Source organism: Nitrospirillum viridazoti CBAmc, from assembly GCF_000730165.1.
Lineage (GTDB): Bacteria > Pseudomonadota > Alphaproteobacteria > Azospirillales > Azospirillaceae > Nitrospirillum > Nitrospirillum viridazoti.
Genome location: NZ_CP022111.1, coordinates 298,825 through 319,229 on the forward strand (window position 1 = coordinate 298,825; position 20,405 = coordinate 319,229).

17 protein-coding genes are annotated in these 20,405 nt (G+C 67.2%); 12 read left to right on the forward strand and 5 right to left on the reverse strand.

The window, feature by feature from the left end; translation table 11 throughout:
- Positions 1–118: 118 nt before the first annotated feature.
- The 4 genes from Y958_RS14830 to Y958_RS14845 all read left to right on the forward strand — a co-directional run bounded on the left by Y958_RS14830 (position 119) and on the right by Y958_RS14845 (position 4,374).
- Positions 119–967, forward strand: coding sequence for an IclR family transcriptional regulator (locus tag Y958_RS14830; RefSeq protein ID WP_088872843.1), 849 nt, complete (start codon positions 119–121; stop codon positions 965–967).
- A 24-nt stretch (positions 968–991) separates the two neighbouring features.
- Positions 992–1,945: an MDR family NADPH-dependent oxidoreductase gene (locus Y958_RS14835; RefSeq protein ID WP_088872844.1), complete on the forward strand. Its 954-nt coding sequence runs from the start codon at positions 992–994 to the stop codon at positions 1,943–1,945.
- Positions 1,946–2,047: 102 nt separating this feature from the next.
- Entirely contained in the window at positions 2,048–3,232 is a 1,185-nt protein-coding gene (locus tag Y958_RS14840) for an acyl-CoA dehydrogenase family protein (RefSeq protein ID WP_088872845.1), read from the forward strand.
- Between the two features lie 8 nt (positions 3,233–3,240).
- Complete coding sequence (locus tag Y958_RS14845) at positions 3,241–4,374, forward strand: acyl-CoA dehydrogenase family protein (protein ID WP_088872846.1); 1,134 nt, start codon at positions 3,241–3,243, stop codon at positions 4,372–4,374.
- 40 nt (positions 4,375–4,414) lie between these two features.
- Here the strand turns inward: Y958_RS14845 and Y958_RS14850 are convergent, their stop codons facing one another.
- The 4 genes from Y958_RS14850 to Y958_RS14865 are packed head-to-tail and all read right to left on the reverse strand — an operon-like array spanning position 4,415 to position 9,106.
- Positions 4,415–5,140 carry an alpha/beta fold hydrolase gene (locus tag Y958_RS14850; protein WP_088872847.1) on the reverse strand — a complete coding sequence of 242 codons (726 nt, stop codon included), beginning with the start codon at positions 5,138–5,140 and terminating at the stop codon, positions 4,415–4,417.
- 6 nt (positions 5,141–5,146) lie between these two features.
- On the reverse strand, positions 5,147–6,133 hold the full coding sequence (locus tag Y958_RS14855; RefSeq protein ID WP_088872848.1) for a 3-hydroxyacyl-CoA dehydrogenase NAD-binding domain-containing protein: 987 nt from the start codon (positions 6,131–6,133) through the stop codon (positions 5,147–5,149).
- 3 nt (positions 6,134–6,136) lie between these two features.
- Entirely contained in the window at positions 6,137–6,946 is an 810-nt protein-coding gene (locus Y958_RS14860; protein WP_088872849.1) for an enoyl-CoA hydratase/isomerase family protein, read from the reverse strand.
- Positions 6,947–7,003: 57 nt separating this feature from the next.
- On the reverse strand, positions 7,004–9,106 hold the full coding sequence (locus Y958_RS14865; RefSeq protein ID WP_088872850.1) for a 3-hydroxyacyl-CoA dehydrogenase NAD-binding domain-containing protein: 2,103 nt from the start codon (positions 9,104–9,106) through the stop codon (positions 7,004–7,006).
- 322 nt (positions 9,107–9,428) lie between these two features.
- Between Y958_RS14865 and Y958_RS14870 the strand changes: the two genes are divergently transcribed.
- Genes Y958_RS14870 through Y958_RS14880 form a run of 3 tightly spaced genes read left to right on the forward strand, consistent with a single transcriptional unit; the run spans position 9,429 to position 13,605 of the window.
- The gene (locus tag Y958_RS14870) at positions 9,429–10,577 is read left to right on the forward strand and encodes an acyl-CoA dehydrogenase family protein (protein WP_088872851.1); all 1,149 of its coding nucleotides are present in this window, start codon (positions 9,429–9,431) and stop codon (positions 10,575–10,577) included.
- Positions 10,578–10,624: 47 nt separating this feature from the next.
- Positions 10,625–11,959 carry an aromatic ring-hydroxylating oxygenase subunit alpha gene (locus tag Y958_RS14875; RefSeq protein WP_088872852.1) on the forward strand — a complete coding sequence of 445 codons (1,335 nt, stop codon included), beginning with the start codon at positions 10,625–10,627 and terminating at the stop codon, positions 11,957–11,959.
- Positions 11,959–13,605: an FAD-binding protein gene (locus tag Y958_RS14880; protein WP_088872853.1), complete on the forward strand. Its 1,647-nt coding sequence runs from the start codon at positions 11,959–11,961 to the stop codon at positions 13,603–13,605. Before Y958_RS14875 ends, Y958_RS14880 begins: the two co-directional genes overlap by 1 nt.
- A gap of 3 nt (positions 13,606–13,608) precedes the next feature.
- Here Y958_RS14880 and Y958_RS14885 read toward each other — a convergent pair whose 3' ends face one another.
- On the reverse strand, positions 13,609–14,601 hold the full coding sequence (locus tag Y958_RS14885; protein WP_088872854.1) for a helix-turn-helix domain-containing protein: 993 nt from the start codon (positions 14,599–14,601) through the stop codon (positions 13,609–13,611).
- A gap of 340 nt (positions 14,602–14,941) precedes the next feature.
- Here Y958_RS14885 and Y958_RS14890 point away from each other — a divergent pair, with 340 nt between their 5' ends.
- From Y958_RS14890 to Y958_RS14910, 5 genes are all read left to right on the forward strand, one after another.
- On the forward strand, positions 14,942–15,319 hold the full coding sequence (locus Y958_RS14890; RefSeq protein WP_044564044.1) for a hypothetical protein: 378 nt from the start codon (positions 14,942–14,944) through the stop codon (positions 15,317–15,319).
- 160 nt (positions 15,320–15,479) lie between these two features.
- On the forward strand, positions 15,480–15,932 hold the full coding sequence (locus tag Y958_RS14895; protein ID WP_145727923.1) for a hypothetical protein: 453 nt from the start codon (positions 15,480–15,482) through the stop codon (positions 15,930–15,932).
- 66 nt (positions 15,933–15,998) lie between these two features.
- Positions 15,999–18,320: a TonB-dependent receptor gene (locus tag Y958_RS14900; RefSeq protein ID WP_186291411.1), complete on the forward strand. Its 2,322-nt coding sequence runs from the start codon at positions 15,999–16,001 to the stop codon at positions 18,318–18,320.
- 17 nt (positions 18,321–18,337) lie between these two features.
- Positions 18,338–19,552, forward strand: coding sequence for an MFS transporter (locus Y958_RS14905; RefSeq protein ID WP_186291412.1), 1,215 nt, complete (start codon positions 18,338–18,340; stop codon positions 19,550–19,552).
- 29 nt (positions 19,553–19,581) lie between these two features.
- Complete coding sequence (locus Y958_RS14910; protein ID WP_088872857.1) at positions 19,582–20,346, forward strand: SDR family NAD(P)-dependent oxidoreductase; 765 nt, start codon at positions 19,582–19,584, stop codon at positions 20,344–20,346.
- The last annotated feature ends 59 nt before the right edge of the window (positions 20,347–20,405 follow it).

The window sequence follows — 20,405 nt, forward strand, 5'->3', positions numbered from 1 at the left end:
TAGCTGTTCGGAAAACCGAACACAATACGAAAAACCGCTTGCACATCGGATGGGTGATGCCCTAGCTTTGCTGTCAGGCCCATCCAAAAAGGGGTCATCGCGGAGGACAGAGGACGCCATGAGCAGCAAGGACATGCGCACCGTCAAATCGGCGCACCGGGCACTGGAAATCCTGGAATACTTCGACAGCAAGCACCGCACGGCGACGGTCATGGACCTGTCCCGCTCGCTGGCCTATCCGCAATCCAGCACGTCGGAGCTACTGCGTTGCCTGACCCAGCTGGGCTATCTGCATTACAACCGGTACCGGCGCACCTATACGCCTACCGCCCGCGTGGCGTTCCTGGGCAGCTGGGTGGACCCCAAGCTGTTCCGGGGTGGAACGATCCTGAACATCGTCGACCGCGTGGCCGAGGCGGTGGGGGAGACGGTGGTCCTGTCCACCGCCAACAACTATGTGGTCCAGCACCTCCATGTGGTCGAGGGTCCCCAGGCGGAGGCCGTGCAGGAGCATGCCGGCAACGTCACCTCCCTGCTGCACAGCCCGCAAGGCAAACTGCTGCTGGCGACCTACCAGGAAGGGCAGGTGCGCTCCGCCCTGCATCGGCTGAACGCGGAAGAGTCTGATGTCGAACGGCGGGTCCGCATCGCGGAACGCGCCCAGGAACTGGCGCGCCTGCGCACCATCGGCTGGCTGGCGGAACCCGATGCGCACGCGCCGGGCATCGGCGTGCTGGCGGCCATGCTGCTGCCGCGCCGGGGCATGGACCGGCTGGTTCTCAGCGTCCTGGCGCCCAACGAGGTGATCGAGGCGCGCAAGATCGAAATCATCCGCCTGATCCGGGACGAGCGGCGGGCCGCGTTCCCGCCCCGCGCCAAGCAGGCGCCGGTCGCCGTCAACATACGGGTGGAACAGCCGCCCGTCTGGCAGGAGGCCGCGACTCCCCGTCAATTGGCCCATGCCTGACGAACGGCCGGCCGGGCGTCGCGCATGAAGGCCGCCATCATCGCGGCGGCCGGCCAGCTCCCTGAGGTGAGACACCTGCCCGACCCCGGGCCGCCGGGGCTGGGCCAGGTGCTGGTGGCCATGCTCTTGGCCCCCATCAACCCCGCCGACCGGCAGGTGATCACGCGATCCTATGCCTTCCCGATGTCCTATCCGCTGATACTGGGGGCGGAGGGTGTAGGGCGCGTTATGGCCTTGGGGCCTGGCGTCCAAGGCATTGCCGAAGGGGACCGCGTGCTGCCGCTGGATCGCGGCAATTGGTGCAGCCATCGCCTCATGTCTGCCGACCGACTGATCGTGATCCCTTCCGATGTGCCTGACGACCAGGCCGCCATGTTGCGCATCAATCCCGCCACAGCATGGCGTCTGCTGGACCAGGCCCGGTTGGGTGCCGGTGATTGGGTCATTCAGAACGGCGCCAATTCGGCGGTGGCCCGCTGGGTCCGGCTGCTGGCGAGCCAGCGTGGCGTCGGCGTGGTGAACGTGGCGCGGTCGCCGCCGGCGCATCGCCCGGATGCGGAGATATGGCTGGCCGACGGGCCGGATCTTCCCACCGAGGTGGCACGCGCCCTGCGGGATCGTCCCGTTCCCCTTGCGTTCGACTGTGTTGCCGGCCCCGCCACCGCACGCCTTGCCAGCTGCGTGTCGCCGGACGGTCAAGTCGTCATTTTCGGCCATCTGTCGGGCGAGGACTGTGTTCTTCCGTCCGGCTTGCTGACCGGGCGGGGCTTGATCGTGCGCGGCTTCAGCTTGCGTCCCGCCGAGGCTACCGAGGCGCCCGCCACCGTGGCGGCACTGTATTCCCGGCTGGCGAGGCTCGCCTGCCGGCCGGAGGCGCACACGCCCGTCGCGGCCACATACCCCTTGGATGCGCTTTCCACCGCTTTGTCCACGGCCGGATGCGGCGTGGGCCGCGTTCTATTGGCGTTGGACCGCTGACGATATCGGCCATGCGCTGCTTGGAGCGCCCGCCAGGGGCCGTGGTTGACCCTGGCCGCCCGCTCTGGGAATGGGGAAGGGGACCACCCTTTGAGGGACGCCATGAATCTCGATTTCACCGATGAGGACCGGGCCTTCCGGGCCGACGTGCGCATCTTCCTGGCCAAGGCGCTGCCCGATGACCTGCGCCGCAAGATGGTGGAGCGCCGCCATCTCGCCAAAGAGGACATCGTGCGCTGGCAACGCATCCTGAACGCTAGGGGCTGGGCGGTGCCCGCTTGGCCGGTGGAATGGGGCGGACAGCCATGGACGCCCACCCAGCGCTATATTTTCCAGGAAGAAATGGCCCTGGCCCACGCGCCTGAGGGGTCGCCCTTCAACGTCAACATGATAGGGCCGGTTATCGCCAAGTTCGGGACGGAGGAACAGAAGCGCCGCTTCCTGCCGCGCATCGCCAATATCGATGATTGGTGGTGCCAGGGCTTTTCCGAGCCCGGCGCCGGATCCGACCTGGCCGCCTTGAAGACCAGCGCTGTGCGTGATGGCGACGACTACGTGCTCAACGGCCAGAAGATCTGGACGACGCAGGCCCAGCACGCCGACTGGATGTTCGCCCTGGTCCGCACCGACAACACCGGCAAGAAGCAGCAGGGCATCACCTTCCTGCTGCTGGAGATGAGAAGCCCGGGCATCATCGTCCGCCCCATTCCGTCCATCGACGGCATCAGCGACCTCAACGAGGTGTTCTTCGACAATGTCCGCGTGCCGGTGGCGAACCGCATCGGTGAAGAGGGGCGCGGCTGGGATTATGCCAAGCACTTGCTGGGCCATGAGCGCAGCGGCATCGCGCGCATTGGTCTGTCCAAGGAGCGCCTGGCCCAGTTGCGCCACCTGCGGGCGGACCTGGCGGCACGGGGCATGCTGACGGCGGCGGAACAGGCGCGTCTTGACCGCAAGTTGGCCGAGGTGGCGGTGGAATTGCGGGCGCTGGAGCTGACCCAGCTGCGGGTCGTGGCGGCCGACACCGCCGGTGGGGGCGCCGCCGGGGCCGCATCGATCCTGAAGATCAAGGGCACGGAGCTGCAGCAGCGCATGACGGAGCTGACCCTGGAACTGGCCGGGCCCGCCGGCCTGGGCGTGCCCGATCACCATGGCGACGGCGACGGGACGGACGGCTGGCGGGCCGCCGCGCCCCTGTTCTACTTCACCATGCGCAAGGTCTCGATCTTCGGCGGCTCGAACGAGATTCAAAAAAACATCATTGCCAAGACGATGCTGGGCCTGTGAGGACTGCCATGGATTTCGATCTTACCGAAGAACAGCGCCTGCTGTCCGAAACCGTCAGCCGCTTCGTGGCCGACCGGTACGACTTCCACAGCCGGCTGAAGGCGATGGCCGAGGAGCGTGGCTACAGCAGGGCCATATGGGGCCAGATGGCCGACCTGGGCCTGTTGGGCCTACCCTTCGCCGAGGACGACGGCGGCTTCGGCGGCGGTGGCGTGGAAACCCTGCTGGTGATGGAGGCGCTGGGACGGGGGCTGGTGGTCGAACCCTATGCCGGCGCGATCCTGCTGGCCGGCGGGGCCTTGCGCCTGGCCGGCAGCCCGGCGCAGAAGGCCGCCCGCATGGAGGGCATCATCGCCGGCCAGTACCTGATGGCCCTGGCACACAGCGAACCGGACGGTCCCCGCCATACGGTGGACCAGCTGCGGACCCGGGCTATCGCTGACGACAAGGGCTGGCGGCTGACGGGGGCCAAGACGGCTGTCATCGCTGGCGACAGCGCCGACGAACTGATCGTGAGCGCGGCTACGCCGGGCGGGGTCACGCTGTTCCTGGTCGATCCCCAGGCGGATGGGGTCGTTGTTCAAGGCCGGTCCGGCTATGACGGCTGCCGCGTGGCGGACCTGCGTCTGGACGGGGTATGGGCGCCGGCCAACGCGGTGTTGGGCGGCGTCGGCTCCGGCAGCGCCACGCTGACCCGGCTGTTCGAGGAGGTGACCGCGGCGCTGGTGGCCGAAGCGGTGGGCATCATGACCGACGCCCTGAACACCACGGTGGATTACCTGAAGACCCGCAGCCAGTTCGGCGTGGCCATCGGCAGCTTCCAGGCGCTGCAGCACCGGGCCGTGGACATGATGATGCAGGTGGAACTGGCCCGCAGCATGGCCATCCTGGCGGCCCTGTCCATGGACATGCCGGCGGAGGAACGGCGATTGAATATCGCCGCGGCCAAGGCCAAGGTCGGCCAGGCGGCCCGTTTCGTGGGCCAGCAGGCGGTGCAGCTGCACGGTGCCATCGGCCTGACCCTGGAATACAAGATCGGCCACGCCTTCAAGCGGCTGACCGCCATCGACGCCCTGCTGGGGGACGCGGACCACCATCTGGATGTGATCGCCGAGGCTGGCGGACTGCCGGCCATCGGCTGAGCACCGCCAGGTGCCATTTGTGAGGGCGGTAGGCCCGTCTTCACACGGGCGCGTCGGCGGCCAGGTTCAGCAGGGTCGCTGAAAGCGCGCTTGGCGCCGAATAAAAGGGCGAGTGGTCCGTATCAAGGCTTTCCACCCGCCAGCAGGGCAAGGCGTCATACATGGCCCGTTGCTTGACAACCGGCACGACCTGATCCTGCCGGCACTCGACATACGCGCGGGGGACGCACCCGAACCTCCCTTCGCTCAGCCGCATTTCGGCCGCACCGGCGAACAGTGGCTCAGGGGTAAGCAGCGACGCCGCCCGGGCCGCGAGATGCGGAGGCGTCGTATTGTAGAAGAAGGGGCGCAACAGTCTGGTGTCGAAGGTGGTCGACACGCCGCTGGGACATAGGGTGATGCCCGCCCGGAGCTGCGGGTCAGGGGGGCCGAGCACATCCGCCATCTTGTGGCCGTCGGGTGCCAGGATCGCGGCGATGTAAATCGTGGTTCGCAGGGCTTCCGGGGCCATTTCGGCGACCTGGCTGATGACGATCCCCGCCCGGCTGTGCCCTGCCAGAACACAAGGCTCCGGCTGCTGGCGCACCAGGGCGGCAAGGTCGTGGGTCCAGTCCGCGAACGACAGGCTCGCCAGCGATCTGCGGTCCGCACCCATGCCGGGGAGATCCGGCGTAAAGACCGTATGGCCTGCTGCGGCCAGCTGTGGCGCCACCAATTCCCAACACCAGGCTCCGTGCCAGGCTCCGGAGACGAGAATGAAGATCATGGGGCATCAATCCAGGTTGGACGGCGGCTCTTCCTGATTGGCGAGACCATCCGATAGGGTTTGCAGCAGCCGCAGGACCATTTGATCCTGGTGCCGCGCGATGTCGGCCACCGGCTGTCCGCCGTTGGCCTCGGTCACTTGCCTCACCAGCAGGGCCTGCAGTTTCGGATTTGCCAGGTCGGGGTCCTTCATGGTCTTCCAACGCGCCAGGATGCCGGGCGAGAAATGGCTGAGGAAGCCGGCAAGCCCCGCCTCGCCGCCGCTGGTGTGGAAGGTGGTGAACTGCCCCTGGACGGCCCATTTCAGGGCGGGGCCGAAGCGGATGGCCCGATCCACGTCCTCCACCGTGGCATAGCCCCCCGCCACCAGGGCCACCGCCTCGCGGAACATGGCGCTGGTCAGGCGATTGGCGATGTGGCCCACGATCTCCCGCCGGACATGCACGGGCTGCTTGCGCATGGAGGCGTAGAGCGCCGTCACGGTTTCCACCGCCACGGGGTCGGTCCGGCCGCCGCCGCCCACCTCCACCAAGGGCATCAGGTGGACGGGGTTGAAGGGGTGGCCCAGGACGCAGCGCTGCGGGTGGAGGCACCCTTCCTGCAACTGGCTGACCGGCATGCCGGAGGTGCTGCTGGCGATGATGACGTCCGGCGGGGCCAGGCGGCCTAAATCGGCATACAGCGCTGCCTTCACCTCTGGCCGTTCCGGCGCACTCTCCTGGACGAAATCGGCCCCGTCCAGCGCCGCTGCCAGGTCCGTATGGAAGGTCACGGCCGTGGGGTCGGCACCGGCGGCCAAACCCCGTTCGCGTAGGGCCGGCCAGGCGGCAGCGATATGGGCCCGTACCTTGGCCGGGGCGTCGGGGGTGGGATCGGCAACCGCAACCGCATACCCTCGGGCCAGGAACGCCGCCACCCATCCCGCTCCGATCAGGCCGGCGCCGACCACGGCAACCTTGGTGATGGTGTCGGCACCGCGGTAGGAGGCGGCCATGGCTCAATACCCTTCGAAGGTGGGCTTGCGCTTCTCCGCGAAGGCCGTCGCCGCCTCCTTGTAGTCATGCGTCAGCATGGTCAGGGATTCGTACGCGATCGACAGCTCCAGGACCTGGTTCAACTGGGCCTTCAGCTGCTTGTTCACCGCGGCCTTGGACCAGCGCACCGCCCAGACGGGGTTGGCGGCGATTTCCGTCGCCACCTTCAACGCCTCCTCCAGGACTGTTTCCCGGGGGTGGGCGTAGTTGATCAGGCCCAGGGCGGCGGCCTCCGCACCCTTCAGCACCTTGCCGCGCATCAGGAATTCCTTGGCGCGTTGCGGGCCGACCAGCAGGGGCCACACGACGGCGCCGCCATCGCCGGCCACCAGGCCGACCTTGACGTGGGTATCGCCCAGGCGGGCGTCGTCGGCCACCAGGCTCATGTCGCAGAACAGCGCCAAGGTCAGGCCCAGGCCAATGGCATCGCCATTGACCGCAGCGATCACCGGCTGGGGCGTCAACAGCATGTGTTCGAAGATGCGCAGCGTATTCTGCGGCACCCGCAGGGCGTACTTCAGCCCAAATTCAGTGCCGGCGCGGGCGGCCATCTTCTTGACATCCCCGCCGGCGGAGAAGGCGCGGCCGGCCCCGGTCAGGACGATGGCCTTGATGCTTTCATCCTGGGCCAGGTCCACCCAGATATATTCCAGTTCCTTGTGGTTCTCCGGCCCGACGGCATTCAGCTTTTCAGGGTCATTCATGGTGACGGTGGCGACGCCGTTGCCATCGATCTCGACCTTCAGGAACTCGTACTTGCTGTAGTCAACCATCTCTCTCGTTCTCCTAGGGGCACCGCCTCGGTTGGACGGCACCAGTCTCTCGGTTCCTCAGGTGCGGGCTTTTTGCCACTCGGCGAAGGTCGTTCCCGCCGCCGCCAGCTCGCGCAGCAGGGGGGCGGGTTCCAGCGACGGGTCGTCCGTGTCGGCGCGGAAGGCCGTCAGCCGCTCCACCACTTTGGGCAGGCCCACCAGGTCGGCGTGGAACAGCGGGCCGCCGCGCCAGCGGGGCCAGCCGAACCCATTGGCGAAGGTGACGTCCACGTCCGACGGCCGCAGCGCGATGCCTTCCACCACGACCCGGGCGGCTTCGTTGATCAGCGGATAAAGCGCGCGCTCCACAATCTCCTCGTCGCTCAGCGGGCGGCGCTGGATGCCCAGGCGCGCCGAGGTGTCGAGGATCAGCGCCTCCACCTCCGGGTTGGGCAGGGGGGTGCGGCCGCCCGCCTCATAGAGGTAATAGCCCCGGCCGGTCTTCTGACCGAACCAGCCCCGTTCACAGATCGCATCGGCGATGGGGAAGGGCGTGCCGCGCCGCTTGCGGATGGACCAGCCCACGTCCAGGCCGGACATGTCGTTGATCTCCAGCGGTCCCATGGGGAAGCCGAAGCCGCGCATGGCCCGGTCGATGTCCTGCGGCAGGGCGCCCTGCTGCAGCAAGCGCTCCACCGCTGCCGACCGCTTGGCCAGGATGCGGTTGCCGATGAAGCCGTCGCAGTTGCCGGACAGCACCGGGACCTTGCCGATGCGCCGGCCCACCGCCATGGCCGTGGCGATGGTTTCCGGGCTGCTGGCGGCGGCCTTGACGACCTCCAGCAGCTTCATGACGTTGGCCGGGGCGAAGAAATGCAAACCAATGAAGTCCTGCGGCCGGCCGCAGGATGCGGCGATGGCGTCCACATCCAGGGCGGAGGTGTTGGAGGACAGGATGGTGCCCGGCCGGGTGATGGCGCCCAGGTCGCGGAAGATCTCCACCTTCACATCCATGTTCTCGAATACCGCTTCGACCACCAGGTCGACGTCGGCCGCGGCCTTCCGGTCGGTCGTGCCCTGGATCAGGGCCAACTGCTCATTCCGGCGCGCGTCACTGAGCGAGCCGCGCTTGACCGAGCTGGCGTAATTTGCGCGGATTCGGTCCATCCCCCGGTCTAGGGCCTCCCGCGTGGCGTCGATCAGCACCACGGGCAGGCCGGCGGCGGCGAAGCTCATGGCGATGCCGCCGCCCATGGTGCCGGCGCCGACCACGGCGACCCGCGCTATCTCACGCGGCCGGGTGTCGGCGGGCAGGTTGGGAAGCTTGGCTGCCTCCCGCTCGGCGAAGAACAGGTGGCGGAGGGCGCGGGATTGCGGGCCGGCCATCAGCTCCGCATTGGCCTTCGCATCCTCCGCCAGCGCTTCATCCAGGGGCAGGGTGAAGGAGCGGCGGACCGAGGCGATGTTGGCCGCGGCGGCCAGCGGGCCGAAGGTCTTGGGCGCGAGCGCTTGGGCTCGGGCGTCGAAGGCGCCAGGATCCGCTTGGGCGGCCGCCAGCTTCGCCGTCCGGTTCCGGACGGGGATGGCGGGTTGGTTCTGGTCGATGATGGTGCGGGCGTGGCGCAGGCCGGCGTCGAGCGGCGTATCGTCGATGACAGCGTCGACGATGCCGGCCGCCACCGCCTCGGCGGCATTGACGGGCTTGCCGGACAGCACATAGTCCAGCGCCTTCTCCGGCCCGATCAGGCGCGGCAGGCGTTGGGTGCCGCCGGCACCGGCGAACAGGCCCAGCGTGATTTCCGGCAGGCCGACCTTGGCGGTGGGCACCATAACGCGGAAGTGACAGCCCAGCGCCACCTCGAACCCGCCGCCCAGCGCCGTTCCATGAATGGCCGCTACGACGGGCTTGGGGGCCGTTTCCAGCGCCTTGATGGCCTGCTGGAGGGAGGGCTCCCGCTTCGGCTTGCCGAACTCCGTGATGTCGGCGCCGGCGAAGAAGGTACGGCCCTCGCAGGCCAGCACGATGGCCTTGACGGCGGCGTCAGCACACAGGGCCTCCACCGCGTGGACCAGACCTTCGCGCACGACGTGGCTGAGGGCGTTCACCGGGGGATGGTTCGCCAGGATGACGCCAATGTCCCCGTCGACGCGGATTGAGATCGCTTCGTTGATGCGTGTCATGGCCTAGGCCCCGTGTCACCGCTTGTGAGGAAGAAGGGCCGGCCCCGGCGACACGGGCTGGGCGGTGTCGGGCGCAGGGCCGGCTGTCTTCACCAGCGGTTGCGGGGCCCCGCCTGTCAAGAAAGGGGCCCGGCCGGGGTGGAGTCATCGCGGATACGTACACTTGCGCGTTCGTGTCGGCGTTGTTCGCCGCCCTTGGGAAAGTCGACTACCCCTGTCCATGACGATGACGGGCCCGTGCTTCCCCGACGCTTCGGGCCGCGAGGGCCCATGACACCCGCCGCTCCGCGGCTGGGCCGATTGCCAGGTGATGGAAAGAGCAATGCATTTCAATCTGACCGATGAACAGTCGATGTTCCGCGATTCCGTGGCCGCGTTCGCCCGGCGCCATCTGGCCGCCGGCGCCCTGGCCCGCGCCCATGCCGATGACTATCCCTGGGATGTAGCCCGCCTAATGGCGGAGCAGGGCCTGCTGGGCATCACCGTGCCGGAGGAAAAGGGCGGCGTCGGCGGCTCCCTCATGGACGCGGTGATTGCCATAGAGCAGATCGCCGCCGTCTGTCCCCGGTCGGCCGACGTGATCCAGGCCGGCAATTTCGGCGCCATCCGCACCTTCGCCCAATTCGCCAATGAGCAGCAGCAGAAGGACTATCTGCAGCCGCTGCTGACCGGCGATGGGCTGATCGCCGTGGCCATGACCGAACCGGACGCGGGTTCCGCCGTCACCGAGCTGACCACCATGGCCGTGCCGGACGGCGACGGTTTCCGCGTGACCGGCCAGAAGATCTTCACCACCCATGGCCTGCACGCCACGGTGTTCCTGGTCTATGTCCGCTACGGTCCGGGCACGGGCAACATCGGTTCCGTCCTGATCGAGCGCGGGCAGGAGGGCTTCACCTTCGGCAAGCCGGTCCGCTTCCTGTCGGGCGAGGAATGGAACCCGCTGTTCTTCGACAATGTCTATGTGCCCAAGGAAAAGGTCCTGCTGGGGCCTGGCGGCTTCAAGAAGCAGATCGCCGGCTTCAATGTGGAGCGCATCGGCAACACGGCGCGCAGCTTGGCCCTGGGACGCTACGCCTACACGGTCGCGCTGGAGCACGCCAAGACCCGCAAGCAATTCGGCCGCCTGCTGTGCGACTTCCAGGGACTTCAATGGAAGTTCGCGGAGATGAAGGTGAAGCTGGACGCGGCCCAGCTGCTGCTCTACCGCGCCGCCGCCAATGCCGACGCCGGCCTGCCCTCGGCCGAGGAAACGGCCATCGCCAAGGTCGCCTGCAACCGCGCCGGTTTCGAGTGCGCGAATGAGGCCATGCAGATCATGGGCGGTGCCGGCTTCAGCGAGGACGGACTGGTCGAATACTGCCTGCGCCGCACCCGCGGTTGGATGATCGCCGGCGGCACCATCGAAATCCTGCTGAACCGCATCGCCGAAACGGTCTTCGACCGGCGCTTCGCGCAAGCGCCGGCGTGATGGGCCAGCATTCGGCACAAGACAGAACATCAGGGAGGGAGAGGGCGATGACCGACAGGATCGACGCGCCGAAACTGGAAACGGACCGGCCTGAGGTGCGGCCGGATTTCGTTCCGGCTGCCAGCTACATCGCGCCGGAATACGTCCGGCTGGAAAAGGAACGGCTGTGGCCCCGGGTGTGGCAGATGGCCTGCCGCGAGGAGGAGATCGCCCAACCGGGCGACTACTACACCTACGACATCGCGGATGAGTCCATCACCGTCGTCCGGCAGAAGTCCGGCGCCATCGCCGCCTACTTCAACGTCTGTCCCCACCGGGGGCGGCGCCTGACGGCCGGCTGCGGCCATACCGCCCGCCTGCACTGCAAGTACCACGGCTGGAAATGGACGCTGGACGGCAAGCCGGCGGACATCGTCGACCGTCAGGATTGGGGTGACTGCCTGCAGGATGCCGACGTCACGCTGGAGGCGGTGAAGGTCGGTACCTGGGGGGGCTGGGTCTTCATTAACATGGACCCGGAGTGCGAGCCCCTGGAGGAATTCCTGGAGCCTGCCAAGGCCATTCTGGATCCCTACCAGTTCGACAAGATGCGCTACGTCTGGCGCAAGAGCATCGTCATGCCCTGCAATTGGAAGGTGGCGTTGGAGGCCTTCAACGAGGGCTATCACGTCCAGACGACGCACCGCCAGCTGCTGGCCTATCTGGACGACATGACCTACAGCGCCGCCAAGGGCAAGCACGGCATGTTCGGCTATGCCCCCAACCGGCTGTACGGCCTGCCCAGTCCGCGCCTGGGCGAGGCGAAGGGCGACATGCGCCGGGGCCTCTACCTGTTCAACAAGGAAATCTGGGACACCCTGCAGGCCACCACGACGAAAGAGATGCTGGCCGCCGCCGCCCGCCTGGTGGAACTGCCGGAAGACGCCGACCCCTACACCATCTATGGCGCCTTTGCCCAATTCCATCGGGAGGAGGCGGCGAAGAACAACCGGCCCTTCCCCGACGTGCCGGTGGAAACGCTGATCGCCGCCGGCACCGACTGGCACATCTTCCCCAACCTGGTCTTCCTGCAGCAGCCGACCAACGTGCTGTTCTACCGGGCGCGGCCCAACGGCGACGACCCCGACAGCTGCATCTTCGAGATCAACGTCATCGAGCGCTTCGCCGAGGGCGCCAATCCCGACGTGGCGGTGGAGCACGGGGCCGACTGGGCCAAGGTCGATTGGGGCCTCATTCTGGAGCAGGACTTCCAGAACATGGGCGAGGTGCAGAAGGGCATGAAATCCCGCGGCTTCAAGGGCGCGCGGCCCAGCCCGGTGCAGGAACGCGCCATCAGCAACTTCCATGAAACCCTGCATCACTATCTGTGGGACAAGAACTGATGAGCCAGTGGGACGAAACGGCCGACTTCGTGATCGTCGGCTCCGGGGGCGGATCCATGGCCGCCGGCCTGTACCTGAAGTCCATCGGCAAGCAGCCGCTGATCCTGGAGAAAACCGACAAGATCGGCGGGTCCACCGCCATGTCCGGCGGCGTGCTGTGGATTCCCAACCACCCGCTGCAGGCCCGTTTCGGCGTCCAGGACAGTGAGGAGGCCGGGCGTCGCTACCTCAACGCGGCGGTGGGCCACGACGCCGGCCCCGGCTCGACGCCTGCCCGGAAGGAGGCGTTCCTGAAGGCCGGGCCGCCGATGGTCACCTTCCTGGAAAGCCAGGGGATGCAATTCATCCGCGCCGAGGGCTGGTCCGATTATTATGACGAGCTGGACGGCGGCTGCGCCCGCAGCCGGTCCCTGGCCGCGCCCATGCTGGACGCTCGCGACATGGGCCCACTGTTCGACAATCTGCGCATGGGTCCCATGGTTGTGCCACTGCCGGTGGACCAGACGCGCAACATCACCCTGGCCACGCGCACGCTCAAAGGCATGTGGGAAGGGGTGAAGCTGCTGATGCGGCTGCGGCGCATGGCCAAGACGGGTAAGCCCATCCTGAGCTATGGTGGCGCGTTGCAGGGGCGCATGCTGATGCTGTCGGAAGCCAAGGGCGTGCCCATCCGCACCAACTGCGGCATCGTCGATCTGGTGGAAGAGGAAGGCCGTATCACCGGCGTGGTGGTGGCGCAGGATGGACAGCGCCGCCGCATCCGCGCCCGGGACGGCGTGCTGATCAATGCTGGCGGCTTTTCCCGCAACAGGGCCATGCGTGAGAAGTACGGGCCGTCGCCGGCCTCCACCGACTGGACCAACGCCAACCCCGGCGACACGGGCGAGATGATCGAGATCGCCCAGGCCCATGGCGCCGCCCTGGACCTGATGGACCAGGCCTGGTGGGTGCCCGGCACCCTGCCACCCAACGGCGCCGTCTTCATGCATGTGACCGACCTATCCAAGCCCCACGTCATCGTGGTGGACCAGAACGGCCGGCGCATCATGAACGAAAGCCAGTCCTACATGGCCAACGGCCAAGCCCTGTACAAAGCCGGTGTACCCGCCTGGGTGATCATGGACAGCCGCCACCGCCAGCGCTACGCCTGGGGCGTGCAGCCGCCAGGACAGACGCCGGACGACTGGAAATCCAGCGGCTATATGAAGTCGGCCTCCACCATCGAAAGCCTGGCCACGGCCATCGGGCTGAATCCTGCCGCCCTGCGGCAGACGGTGGACCGCTTCAACGGCTTTGCCCGAACGGGCAAGGACCTGGACTTCCATCGCGGCGAGCGGGCCTACGACAATTGGTTCGGCGATCCCCGCACCAAGCCCAACCCCAACCTGGGCGCGATCGAGAAGGCGCCCTTCCTGGCCTTCAAGATGGTTCCGGGCGATGTGGGAACCGCCGGCGGCATCGTGACGGACGAGCATGCGCGGGTGCTGCGCCCGGACGGGTCCGTCGTCGAGGGGCTCTATGCCACCGGCAATTCGACGGCATCGGTCATGGGACGGGTTTATCCCGGCGCCGGCGCCAGCATCGCCGCCTCGTTCGTCTTCGCCTGGCTGGCGGCCCACCACGCGGCCGGACGGCCCGGCGGGTGACGGTCAGCCCTGGGCAATCATGTTCCGGGGCTGTTCCTTCCCGCCCGCGGCGCGGTAACGGCTGGCACTCATGCCTGTATGCTGTTCGAAAACGGCGCGGAATGAGCGCAGATCGTTATAGCCCACCATGTTGGCGATTTCCGCGATGGTGCGATTGGTCCGGCGCAGCAGGTGCTTGGCGGCGGCCACCCGCTGTTGTTGGACATAGTGGCGGGGCGTGGTGTTCAACTGCCGCTCGAAATGGCGGATCAGGGTCTGGTGGCTGACCGACAGGGCCTTGGCCAGGTCGGTGATCTTGACGTCTTCGGCGAAGCGCTGCTCCAGCCAGATCTGCGCCTGCACCACCAGGGGGTCGGTGCTGTCGAAGTCCGCCGCCATCTCATCCAGCCCGATGATCGGGCCCAGCCACCGGCCCGTCGGCCGCGACGTCACCCGTTCCACGGCGCGGCCGACCATGGCCACCTCCATGCCCAGGCCCCGGCCCAGGATGAAGCGTCCCTGTTCGACGATGGGGTTGCGCTCATCGATCTGCACGCGCGGATAGCGCTGCCGGAAGAACGAGACAAGGGGGCGGGGCACCGGCACCGCCACCGATCCCAGCAGGCCGGCGGCGGCCAGCAGGGTCAGGGCCGTGCCGCCCGCGGAAATCAAGGCGCCGCTGTTATATTGCCAGCGCAGCCAGGCGCAGACCGACGCCGCTTCGCTCAGACGGTTTTCCAGCGCTTCCAGGCCCTCGAAGGCGAAGCTCGACATGTGCACCAGATCATGGCCTTGGCCGAATTCCAGCGCGCCATCGGTGGCGAGGCGGCGGCCATCGGCCAATAGGAGGGTGCCGCCGCCAGGCTTGAGCAGCCGCACCTTGGGCATCAGGGGCGATTGGTCACGGGTGCGAAACAGTTCTTCCACCCGCACCCGCACCAGCGCGAACAAATCCTGGAAGGCCCCGATGCTGGACAGGTTGGTCCCGTCGATACCCACGGTCACGAAATCGGCCATACCCAGCCCCTGTTAAAAATCCCCCCCTTGGATGTTGATTATGCACCTATTGGATCGACAATGCCCATTGCAATATTGGGTATACGGTTGGGGTGCCGAAGAATGTGCCCCACGACGCTGAGACGACCCTTGTGCGATGAAATCGACGGGACGGGAAGCGTAGGGAGGAAAATAGGGCCCCTTTCTCACTATAACGGGTCCTCTGCTTGGAACTGTATGCCGCCTCTCTCTTGGGAGGGGATGGATGATTTCTGCCGGATTCCACTTTTTGTGATCGTCGCTACCGCATGCCGACGGTCGTCGAGGATATTTGGCCTTTCGAGAGCCAGGGGATGGGCACATGAACAGGGTTGAACACGACAACACACGGCTGGCCAGCGTCACCCAGGCGATCTGGGCGCTGGTGGATAAATTGGCCCCCCGTCGGATTTACATGACGGCCTCCAGTTCCGACGAACCCGGTTCCTTCGACTGGGACTTTTTCATCGTCCTGGACAATGACGCCTCCCGCCGGCTGTGGGATGGCACCTTCGCCGAGAACGTCCTGTCCGGGCTGGGGATCAGGAGCCAGGTCACGGTGGCGGGCGTTGACGACTTCCGCAGCGCGTTGCAGGTGCCGCATTCCCTGGCGGCCCAGGTGGTGGAGGAAGGACATCTGGTCTTCGCCTCCCGCCAGCACCAGCACCAGGAGCCCCCGGCCCACCGACTGTCGGCGTGATCCACCCCCTTAAATCGGCTATGCGATGAGCGGGCCGAAGCCGTCAGTATCGTTCATGCGATACTGATGTAGGGGTGATTGTGCCAGCATCTCCAATCCCCTAGCGTCAATGACGCGACGTCCAATGAGGCGTCGCCGCTTGGGGAGGGAGGGCTGCGCCGTGCTTCGGTTCAATCACATGGAATTGACCGTCCAGCGTGGCTTCGTGGCGGCCCATGGGGCCGACGTGGTGCGTTTCTTCACCACCATCTTCGGCTTCCGCCAGGGGGCTTTTCCCGGCCTGGAGACACCCCACCTCATCCTGACGACGGATGAGGAAGCGAGCCAGTTCCTGTTCATCTGCGAGTCCGACACCCCCAGTTCGGCCCCCGGTGACGATCATCTGGGTTTCCATCTGGATACGGCGGCGGACATTGACGCCTGCCTCGCGGCTTGCCGGCATTGGCAGGAACAGGAGGGCGGGGTCGAGATCCGCGTCCTGGACGATCTCGACCTCGAGCAGACCCTGACGCACGCCTTCTACGTGCGGTACCGGTTGCCGATCTGGTTCGACATCCAACATATCGCCGCCAAGCCCGGATTCGAACCGGCGCGGCGCTGGCGCTTCGGCTGAGCCGGGCGCAACCCGGCCGGACATAAACAAAAGACATCAAGGGAGGAAGGTTTGCGAAAGACGCGCGTGAGCGCGGTCGTCTGCGTGTCGACGGCCGCCATCGTCTGGGCGACATTCGGACAGGCGGAAACGCCGGTTCCGCCCACCGGCCAGGACACCATCACCGAGGTGATCGTCACCGCCCGGCGCCGTGAGGAAAAGCTGCAGGACGTGCCGGTGGCGGTGACCGCCCTGTCCGGTGAGCAGTTGGCCGAGCGCGGCGTGGCGAAGCTGGAGGATTTGCGCTTCCAGGCGCCGGCCTTCCAGGTGCAGCCCGGCCCCTACGGTGGCGCTGTGCCCGCCTTCCAGGTGCGTGGCCAGCGGCAGCAGGAGGCGCTCATCACTCAGGACCCGTCGGTTGGCGCCTATGTCGATGAGGTCTATCAGGCCCGGGTGTACGGCCTGAACCAGGCCATGCTGGATCTGGACAATGTGCAAGTTCTCAAAGGCCCCCAGGGCACGCTGTTCGGCCGCAACACCAGCGGCGGCGCCTTGCTGGTCATGTCGAAGCGCCCGACCGACCAGTTCGAGGGGATGGCCAGCATCGGCCTGGGCGACTACGGCAGCCGCGAGACGACGGCCATCGTCAACGTCCCCGTAACGGACGCCTTCGCGCTGCGGGCGGCGGTCAAGGTGGATCACCATGACGGCTACACCACCAACGTCGATACCGGTCAGCAGCTGGGCACGGAAACCAACACGTCCTATCGTCTGGGTGGCCTGCTGCGCGCCGGTGCGGTGGAAAGCTATACGACCCTGTCCGGCGTCCACACCACCGGCACCGGTGTGCCCCTGATCAGCCAGGGCTTCGGGCCCAACGCGTCGGCCCTGGCCGGGATGGACCCGGCGGCCGTGGCGCGCGCCAACGCGGTGCAGGCGGCACGCGGATTCTATGAGACCTCCGGCGACCTGCAGCCCGACGACACCAGGCTCGACACCTTCGCCGCCACCAACATCACCACCGTCGATGTCGGCGACCTGACCTTCAAGAACGTGCTCGGCTACCGGCAGATCAGCGCCGACATCGGGGTGGAGTTCGACGGTTCCGACCTGAAGGCGCGCAACGGCCTGCCTTTTTTTAACGCGCTGAACATCGCCCGGGAACATCAGGTGTCCGAAGAGCTGCAGATGCAGGGCAAGGGCTTCGGCGACCGGCTGACCTATGTCGTCGGCGGCTACTATTTCCGTGAGGAAGGCAGCGACTTCCAGCAGACGGTTATCGGTGCCTATGGCCTGTCCCAGGTCGGTGGCGGCTATGCCGTCAACAGCAGCACATCGCTGTTCGCCCAGGGCGACCTCAAGCTCACCGATGAACTGACGCTGACCGCCGGCGGCCGCTACAGCTGGGACCGGCGCGACTTTACGGGCCAAACCTATTATTCCGGCCTGTCGGCTGGCACGGCGGCCATCGATTTCCGCGGCAACCCGCCGCCGGTGGCCTGCAACGATGGCGGCACGCTCGCCAACACCTGCAAGGTGCCGCTGCCCACTTACGAGAAGAACGTGCCGACCTGGACCGCCGGCCTGAATTACAAGCCGGCGGAAGAGACCTTGCTTTATGCCACCGTGTCGCGCGGCTACCGCTCCGGCGGCTACAATCTGCGCGGCAAGCTGGGCGCCAACGGCAGCCTGGGCAGCTTCGGGCCCTTCGCCCCGGAAATCGTGGTGAACTACGAAGTCGGCGTGAAGCAGGACTTCACCTTGGGTGGTGTGGCCATGCGGGCCAACGCCGCGGGCTACCACCAGGACTATTCCAACATCCAGCGCACCATCTACGCCCAGTTCCCCGGGGAGACGGTGCCGCAGGCTTATGTGAAGAACGCCGCCTCCGCCACCATCGACGGCGGGGAGCTGGAGCTGTCGGCCAAGCCGGCGCGCGGGTTGGATCTGTCGGCGTTCCTCAGCTACATCGACGCCGCCTATTCCAGCTTCGCCTACACGGTGGCCGCCAAACCGGACGGATCGGGCAGCCGCACCATTGACGCTTCCAGCTACGCGTTCGCCGGCACGCCCCGGTTCCAATATGGCGCCACGGTCCGTTATGAGCTGCCGCTGAGCGATCGGCTGGGAACGGCTGCGGCGCAGCTGTCGTATTATCGGCAGAGCCGCATGGCCTGGTCCGATTCCGGGGAGAATTACGCGGTCACCAAGCCCTACGGCCTGACGGACCTACGGCTGGACTGGAAAGAGGTGGCCGGGCACCCGCTGGACCTGGGGTTCTATGTCCGCAACCTGTTCGACGTTCAGTACAAGGCCATGGGGGCGTCAGGGTACCAGACCACCGGCTTCCTCTCCTATATCCCCGGAACGCCGAGGACCATGGGCGGCACGCTGACGGTGCACTTCTGATGCGGGGCGGAGAGGTCGTGCCCGCGCGATGGCGCGGACCCGTCGTCGTCGTGCTGGGCTTCCTGATGCTGCTGATCAGCGCCGGGCCGGTGTTCTACGCCTATGGGGTCTTCGCTCCGGACTTGGTGGCGACCTTCGGGGCCAGCCGCGCCGCGGTGAACCTGGCCCTGACCGCCGTGCTGGTGGTCAGTGGCCTGGCCTCCGCGCCGGTGGGATGGCTGGCGGCACGGATACCCCTCCATTGGCTGGCCATGGGCGGCGTGCTGGGGACGGCGGCGGGGCTGGCCCTGGTGGCCGGCGCCACGGCCATGTGGCAGGTGGTAGCCCTCTACGCCACCCTCATCTCGGCGGCGGATGTCCTGCTGGGCATGCTGGTCATCAACCTGCTGATCGCCCATTGGTTTGAGCGGCGGCGGGGGCTGGTCATGGGCATTGTGGCGCTGGGCGGCTCCGCCGCCGCCATCTTTTTCCCGCCGTGGGCGGCCTACCTGCAGGGCTGGCTGGGGTGGCGGGGCGGCTTTCTCGTGTTCGCCGGCATCACCTTGCTGCTGGCGCCGGCCGTCTGGTGGCTGGCCCGGCGACCTGCTGGCGGCATCCCCGCGTGGGAGCGGCGGGCGGCGGTGGCGGGGCAGGTGTCGGCCCCGGCCGGCCCCCCGCCAAGCTGGGGGATGTTCCTGCGCTCCGCCGATTTCTGGGTCATCACGCTGGGCGTTGGCACCCTGATGGCGCTCAACGGGGCGATCATGGCGTCCCTGGTGTCCTATGGGCGGGCGTTGGGACTGGACGCCCTGACGGCGGCCAGCCTTGTGTCCACCGTGGGCATGACCGCGATGGCGGGCAAGCTGGTGTTCGGTGTCCTGGCCGACCGGGTGGATTTGCGCTGGGCCCTGCGCCTGGGATTGCTGGCGGGGGCGGTGGCCATGGTGCTGTTCGCTCTGGCCAGGGACGGGCGTCCCCTGTACGTCGCTGCGCTGGTTTACGGCCTGTCCCTGGGCGCCTTGCTGCCGGTCTGGGGGGCGCTGACGGCTCAGTGCTTCGGGCTTGGCCATTACGGCAGGGCGCTGGGCGCCACCCGAGCCGCCATGACACCCATCAACTTCGCCTATCCGCTGCTGGTCGGTGCCCTGTTCGACTGGACCGGTAGCTACCGCCCGGCTTGGGCCGCCCTGTCCGCCCTGGCCCTGCTGGCCCTGGGCCTGAGCTTTCTGCGCGGACGGCAGCCATCACGATGACAAGCGTTTCACCAGAGGGAGAAAGCGCCATGGCGCCGCAGAAACTGGCAGGGAAAGTCGCTTTGGTAACGGGGGGCGGGCAGGGGGTCGGCCTTGGTATCGCCCAGGCCTTGGCCGCCGCTGGTGCCGCCCTGGTCATCACCGGTAGGGATGTGGCGAAGCTGGAGGCGGCGGCGCGTGACCTGTCCCCGCTGGGAACGGCCGGTGTCGCCATCTGCGCCGGCGACGTGCGGCGGCGTGCCGATGCTGAAGCGGCGGTGAAGGTGGCTTTGGACCGCTTCGGCCGCCTGGATGTCCTGGTCAACAACGCCCAAAGCTCCAAGCCTGGGACGTTGCTTGAGGATATCGACGACGAAACCATCGCCCTGACGCTGGAGTCCGGCCTGCTGGGAACCATCCGGCACATGCAGGCGGCCTTCCCTCACCTCAAGGAACGGGGTGGCTCCATCATCAATCTGGGGTCGCGGGAGGGCATTTACGGTGGCGCCGGCTTCGGCATCTATGCCGCCACCAAGGAAGGGGTGCGGGGCGTCAGCCGCGTCGCCGCGCGGGAATGGGGACGGTACGGCATCCGCGTGAACGTCATCTGCCCGGCGGCGTTGAGCCCCGTCGCCATCCAATACCTGGCCGACCATCCCGAGCAGGCGGAGATGTACCGCAGGGAGATCGCCCTGGGCCGTTTCGGCGATCCCCAGGCCGACATCGGGCCGGTGGCGGTGTTCCTGGCCAGCGACGACAGCCGCTACGTCACGGGGCAGACCCTCAATGCCGATGGCGGGCAGGTGATGCTGTAGCGAGCCCAAGAAAAACGGCCGGCCCCCAACGGGATCCGGCCGTTCCGGTTGATGATATG